Annotated in this window: 4 protein-coding genes and 2 pseudogenes; all 6 read left to right on the top strand. The window is 65.5% G+C overall.

Features of this window, described 5'->3' with window-relative positions:
• Positions 1-1,067 (top strand): annotated as a pseudogene (locus ACFE99_RS23080) (bifunctional [glutamine synthetase] adenylyltransferase/[glutamine synthetase]-adenylyl-L-tyrosine phosphorylase); the annotation flags it as partial.
• A 17-nt stretch (positions 1,068-1,084) separates the two neighbouring features.
• Entirely contained in the window at positions 1,085-1,708 is a 624-nt protein-coding gene (locus ACFE99_RS23075) for a PaaI family thioesterase (RefSeq protein WP_375488910.1), read from the top strand.
• Positions 1,708-2,568, top strand: coding sequence for a TIGR03619 family F420-dependent LLM class oxidoreductase (locus ACFE99_RS23070; protein ID WP_375488908.1), 861 nt, complete (start codon positions 1,708-1,710; stop codon positions 2,566-2,568). Before ACFE99_RS23075 ends, ACFE99_RS23070 begins: the two co-directional genes overlap by 1 nt.
• 131 nt (positions 2,569-2,699) lie before the next feature.
• Positions 2,700-4,067 (top strand): HNH endonuclease signature motif containing protein, encoded by a 1,368-nt coding sequence (locus ACFE99_RS23065; protein WP_375488906.1) that lies wholly within the window; start codon positions 2,700-2,702, stop codon positions 4,065-4,067.
• Positions 4,036-4,169 (top strand): annotated as a pseudogene (locus ACFE99_RS23060) (DivIVA domain-containing protein); the annotation flags it as partial. The gene ACFE99_RS23065 and the pseudogene ACFE99_RS23060, both read left to right, overlap by 32 nt.
• Before the next feature lie 89 nt (positions 4,170-4,258).
• Positions 4,259-4,435 carry a hypothetical protein gene (locus tag ACFE99_RS23055; protein WP_375488912.1) on the top strand — a complete coding sequence of 59 codons (177 nt, stop codon included), beginning with the start codon at positions 4,259-4,261 and terminating at the stop codon, positions 4,433-4,435.
• Positions 4,436-4,451: the final 16 nt, after the last annotated feature.

The following is a 4,451-nucleotide window of genomic DNA, read 5'->3' as shown; positions in this document are numbered from 1 at the left end:
GGCACGCCGACCCGGGGCGGGCCATTGCCGCCGCCCGCAGCCTGCGCCGGCGGGAACTGGCCCGCATCGCCTCCGCCGACCTGCTGGGGATGCTCGAGGTCATCGATGTGTGCCGGGCACTGACGTCGGTGTGGGTGGCGGTGCTGCAGGCCGCGCTCGAGGCGGTGATTCGGGTGAACCTGCCCGAAGACCAAGCCGAGAATGTCCCCGCACGCATCGCCGTGATCGGGATGGGCCGACTCGGCGGCGGTGAGCTCGGCTATGGGTCGGACGCCGACGTGATGTTCGTCTGCGAGCCGGTCGAGGGCGTCAGCGACGCGGATGCGGTGCGCTGGTCGGCAGCCGTCGCCGAACAGGTGCGGGCGCTGCTGGGCACACCCAGCGCTGACCCGCCGCTGGAACTCGACATGGATCTGCGGCCGGAGGGCCGCAACGGCCCGCTGGTGCGCACAATGGCTTCCTACACCGCCTACTACGATCAGTGGGCGCAGCCGTGGGAGATCCAGGCGCTACTGCGAGCACATGCTGTCGCCGGTGACCCGGATCTCGGCCAACGCTTCATGACGATGGCTGACACGGCGCGTTATCCCGCCGGCGGCGTCTCGGCGGAGACCGTACGTGAGATTCGTCGTATCAAAGCCCGCGTCGATGCCGAACGGTTGCCACGCGGCGCCGACCCCAACAGGCACACCAAGTTGGGGCGCGGCGGATTGGCCGACATCGAGTGGACCGTGCAGCTGCTGCAGTTGCAGCACGCCCACGACATCCCGGCGCTGCATAACGCCTCGACGTTGCAAAGCCTGGACGCGATTGCTGAGGCCCAACTGCTCGGCGAGTCTGACGTGGAGCTGCTGCGCGAGGCCTGGTTGACGGCCACCCGGGCCCGCAACGCGCTGGTATTGGTGCGCGGTAAGCCCACCGACCAGTTGCCGGGGCCGGGTCGCCAGCTCAACGCCGTCGCGGCCGCCGCCGGGTGGCCCAACGATGACGGCAACGAGTTCCTGGACAACTATCTGCGGGTCACCCGGCGCGCGAAAGCCGTCGTGCGCAAGGTATTCGGGAGTTGAGTCGGAGGCCGGATCGGGTGGATACCGCATACGAGGCGATCAGCGCCGACGAGCACGAGCAGCTGGCGGCGTTGTACGGCCCGTTGACCGACGCCGTACGAGAGCTGATCGATGCGACGATCCGCACCCATGTCGACGCCGACACCATCGAGGATGCGCGCATCGCGATCGAAGCCGTGACCGACAAGCTGCGCGCCAGCCAGCTCGGCCCGACGGCCGGGGTGCGCTACGCCGTCGAGGGGCGCCCGCTGGCGTGGGGCAACGCGGTGATCGGCATGCGCAACCCGATCGCCCCGCCGCTGACCATCCACCACGACGGCGGGCGCTGCTGGAGCGAGTTCAGCCTGGGCGCCGCATATGAGGGCCCGCCCGGTATGGTGCACGGCGGCATCTGCGCCCTGGTGCTCGACCATATCTTCGGTGAGGCGGCCAGCGAGGGCCTGACCAAGCCGCTGTTCACCGGGACCATCTCGGTGAAGTACCTGCGCGGCACTCCACTGGGCAACCTGCGTGCGGATGCCGCCATCGATCGCACTGAAGGCGTCAAAACTTTTGTGCGCGGGACGATCTCAGATGCCTCCGGTGTAACTGTGGAAGCTGAAGGGATCTTCGTTATACCGGCTTGGGCGCGGGAAGTCTAATGAAGTACTACATCAGCACCGCGTTTCTGAACACCCAGGAGATCGTGGAGGTCGCCAAGGCCGCCGACGAGCTGGGTTACGACGGGATCGGGATCCCGGATCACGTCGTCAATCTGGAAACGCTGGCTACCCCGTACCCGTACACCAAAGACGGGCAACGGCGCTGGCAGCCCTTCACCGACTGGCCCGACCCGTGGGTGTTGATCGGTGCGCTGGCGCAGGTCACTACACGGCTTCGATTCGTCACCACCGTCTACATCCCGGCCATGCGCAATCCCTACCTGGCAGCTAAAGCGATTGGCACTGCTGCTGTTTTGGCCGGCGGTCGGGTCGAGCTCGGTATCGGTGTCGGGTGGTGCGCGGAGGAGTTCGCGTTGATGGAGCAACGGTTCGACGCGCGGGGCAGACGTACCGACGAAATGATCGACTTGATGCGCGAGCTGTGGCGGCACGGCTGGACGGAGTTCCACGGCGAGTTCTACCAAACACCACGATTGGAGATGGAGCCAACACCGCCGCGGATACCGATTTATGTGGGCGGGCTCAGTGAGGTCGCGTTTCGTCGCGCCGCGCGCAATGACGGCTGGATCGGCGACCTGATCAAAACCGAGCGCGCTATCGAGGCGGCGGGTAGGCTGCGCGCGCTGCGCGTCGAAAACGCCTTGTCGGTAGACGATTTCACCATCTTGACGCCGTTGACCGATGCTCTCACGGTCGCCGACTATCAGCGCGCCGAGGCCGCGGGTATCACCGGGATCCTGACGATGCCGTGGATGTTCTACACCGGACCCGACGCCGCGCTGCCCGAAAAAGTCGACGGCATGCGGCGATTCCGCAAAGACCTAGCACTCGACGGCTAGTGCGTGACCGCGATCCGCGCGGAATTAAGCTGTGCTAGTGGAGGTTTCGCGGTTATGCACAGTCTGGCTTTCATCCACGGCGGAGCGTTCACGGCTCCCTCGATGTCAGATGCCGTCGATATGATTCGAACATGTTTTCGGAACGCTACGACGTGGTCGCGGTGCTGGACCGTCTCGAATCCGCAGTCGACGACCTCACTGCGTTGCACTTCGATGCACTCACCACTCCGGAACGGTTACGGATATTAGAGCGGCTGGAGGCGGTAACGCGTCGGCTGCCTGTCGCCGGCCACGCCTTGATCAACGGCGTGCGCCAGCAGGCCACCCCGGCTGAGCTGGGCGGCAAGCTGGCGCACGCGTTGGCCTATCGGCTGCTTATCACCCGCGCCGAAGCCACTCGCCGCATCCATGAAGCCCAGGACCTCGGCGACCGACAGGGTCTTACCGGCGAACCGCTGCCGCCGCGGCTGGCTGCCACCGCGGCCGGGCAGCGGGCCGGGAAGATCGGTCGCGGCCATATAGTAGTCATCCGGCGGTTCTTCGAGCGGCTGCCGTGTTGGATTGACGCAGCCACGTGCGAGCGCGCCGAAGCCAAGCTAGCTCGGTTGGCCACGCAGTTTCGTCCCGATCAATTAGCGAAGCTGGCCGACAAGCTCGCCGACTGCCTTAACCCCGACGGGCAGTTCAGCGACGAGGACCGTGCCCGCCGCCGCGGCCTGACGTTGGGCAAGCAAGACATCGACGGCATGAGCCCTATTCGGGGCTGGCTGACCCCGGCCATGCGCGCCACGCTGGAGGCCGTATTGGCCAAACTGGCCGCGCCCGGCATGGCCAACCCCCATGACGAAAAACCCGTGGTAGACGGCACACCCAGCGAAGACGCCATCCGCCACGACACCCGCAGCCCCGCACAGCGCAACCACGACGGGCTCCACGCCGGGCTGCGGGCATTGCTGGCCAGCGGAGAGCTGGGCCAGCACAACGGGCTGCCCGCCAGCATCATCGTCTCCACCACGCTGGCAGAGTTGGAAGCCGGTGCAAGCACGGGCCTCACCGGTGGCGGCACGTTATTGCCGATGAAAGACGTGATACGCATCGGCCGCCACGCCCACCATTATTTGGCAATCTTCGACAAGGGCCGTGCTCTGGCGCTCTATCACAGCAAGCGCCTGGCCTCACCTGGCCAGCGAATAGTGTTGTACGCCAAGGATCGCGGATGCTCGCATCCCGGTTGTGATGTGGCGGGTTACTATTGCGAAGTCCATCACGTAACCGATTACGCCACGTCTCGGGTCACCGACGTCAACGACCTGACGTTGGGCTGCGGCGGACACCACCCGATCGTCAAACCCGGCGGCTGGCAGACCCGCAAACGCAAAGACGGGCTTACCGAATGGATTCCGCCACCGCACTTGGACCGGGGCCAACCCCGCATCAACCTATTCCACCATCCCGAGAAACTCCTGCATGACGACGAAGACGACGAAGAGGACGGGTAGCGTCCGCAACGTGGCTTTCCGTAAGCCGCCCGTCGGCAAGCGTGGTTACACGAGGACGAGGTAGACGCGTTTCTCGACCGCGTTGAAGAGGAGTTGAGGAGGAAATAAACAACGCGCTAGCGGAGCAGCCGCTCCACACCGTATCGGTAAAAGCGTCCCGTCGCTGGCTCGGTTGGCTTAACGTTACGCGCGTGGAGCCACATCCAACCCCCGAACTGGTGCCTGTCGAGGCATTGCGCTCAGGTGACCCGATCACCGACGTCAACGGTGGCGGTCAGCACTACACAGTTCTCGAGTCCAAGGCCGTCAGCGACAGCTGCGTCGTCCTCGAGTGTTCGGAGGCATTCAGGGTGACCACGTGGGGGTAGTTGCCCGGCGCTGAGG

It is taken from the genome of uncultured Mycobacterium sp. (genome assembly GCF_964249325.1).
In the GTDB taxonomy this organism is placed as follows: domain Bacteria; phylum Actinomycetota; class Actinomycetes; order Mycobacteriales; family Mycobacteriaceae; genus Mycobacterium.
Note: the sequence above shows the minus strand (reverse complement) of the source record. Positions and strands in the feature narration are given on the sequence as shown.

What these genes read in the sequence shown, in the direction of transcription:
- ACFE99_RS23070 (WP_375488908.1), top strand. Translation starts at nt 1,708, where the DNA reads ATGAAGTACTACATCAGCACCGCGTTTCTGAACACCCAGGAGATCGTG.
- ACFE99_RS23065 (WP_375488906.1), top strand. Translation starts at nt 2,700, where the DNA reads ATGTTTTCGGAACGCTACGACGTGGTCGCGGTGCTGGACCGTCTCGAA.